Below are 1,531 nucleotides of genomic sequence, written 5' to 3' on the forward strand. Positions count from 1 at the left end.
TGTCCAGGCAGAAGAAATGGTAACTTTAGTTTATTTTGTCTACACCCTCCTAGATCAACGACCCCTTGCTGAATCGATTGGTACACAGTGCTTATCGAATCGTGATGAAGGGCGAGGCGCTGCGACGTAAAGGATGAAAGAAGCGGTATCGTGAGCGATGTGATTAGAACTTAGTCCCCGCGTAATCGGGTGGGGGAACCGGTGTAAGCGTGCGCCCAACTCGCTTGCGTAAGTCAGGCCGGCACTCACTGATGCGGTAGCAATTGCCCGATCCCACTCACCCGCTGTGTCGGCAGCCGTCTCAGCACATTTATCAGATAGGCGTACGTATCATGCCCGTTCATGTGTGCTGACTGGATCAGGTTCATGATCGCCGCCGCCCGTTTGCCACTGCGGAGCAACCCGGCAAATAACCAGTTCGAGCACTCAAGGGCCGCTGGTCGGTTCTGATTCTCCACTGGGTTGTTGTCGATGGGCACAGCACCATCTGTAAACTCGCAAGTTTGTTGGCACACACTTGCAGGATGATTGGCATGGCCCTCAGCGAACGTGAGGGCGGCAATTTGCGCGATATTTGTCACCAACCGGCATCGCAAGGATCCTTGCGTGCGGTCGTATGGCGATGGATTTGCGGGGCGCTTAGCCGCGAAGCGGTCTTGGGCAGCACTAACTCGGTTGGCGCAGGCCCCGGATGGTAATCACCGGGACATGCACCAACGACTGGCTTAGGCACCGATCACCATGTTGTCCAACGGGGAGACGATCAAGGTCCCCGGCTCACTCGTGTCCATCTGCACTTGATAGTCCCGATACGTGCGGTTAAGGGCTTGGTCTTCAGCGACTACACGGAGGGTGCCGTTACCGTCTAGGATTTGTTCACTAGTGAGCGTCAGCGACCACTTGCCCGCGTCATCAACCTTCACTCTCGTGTACCATTTCCAAGCAATAACGATATCGCTACCCGCCTCGGCGCTACCGGTCAGGGTGAGGCCGGCAGCCTGCTCGGCGCTCGTGATCCGATTGTCGCCAGTCACCGGATCAAGCACCGGTTTATCCGGAACGATCGTATCCACCGTCACCATCCGGTTGATTGTGGAGACTTTGCCGGTTTGGCTCGTGACGGTGGCTGTGATGGTGGTATTGCCATCGGCCGGTACCTCGCTACTGCTAAAGCCTACCGACCACTCGTCGTTGGCGTCAGCCGTTACGCTCTTGCGCGCACCCGCCCACTCCAGCTCAACGCTACTACCCGCCGCCGCACGACCGCTGACGGTGACGCCTAAACTCTTCTCGTCGGCATTCACCTGACTGTCGTGGCCCACTTCGGCAATCTTCGGCGCTCCGGGTCCACCCGTGAAGGTGTCGCTCTTCCAGTCATCGACCGTGTCGCTGGTCAGTGCGCCCTGGGCCTTAAGATCGTCGACAGTGGCCGACGGGCCCTTGCCGGCCAGGGTGGAGCGCACCGTGTCGGTACGGACCGCGCCATCGGCGAACACCAGCAGATCGCGGGTCAAGCCGATCAGGCCATTGC

Annotated in this window: 1 protein-coding gene and 1 pseudogene; both read right to left on the reverse strand. The window is 58.7% G+C overall.

The genetic code is table 11. From position 1 onward, the window contains the following. Positions 1-245: 245 nt before the first annotated feature. Positions 246-488: pseudogene (locus CRO75_RS32200) on the reverse strand (transposase domain-containing protein); the annotation flags it as partial. Positions 489-725: 237 nt separating this feature from the next. Further along, a partial coding sequence (locus CRO75_RS32205) for a hypothetical protein (RefSeq protein ID WP_204856424.1) occupies positions 726-1,531 on the reverse strand: 806 nt, incomplete at its 5' end.

The sequence above is a fragment of the Pseudomonas sp. LAMO17WK12:I10 genome, from assembly GCF_900215185.1.
In the GTDB taxonomy this organism is placed as follows: Bacteria; Pseudomonadota; Gammaproteobacteria; order Pseudomonadales; family Pseudomonadaceae; genus Aquipseudomonas; species Aquipseudomonas chlororaphis.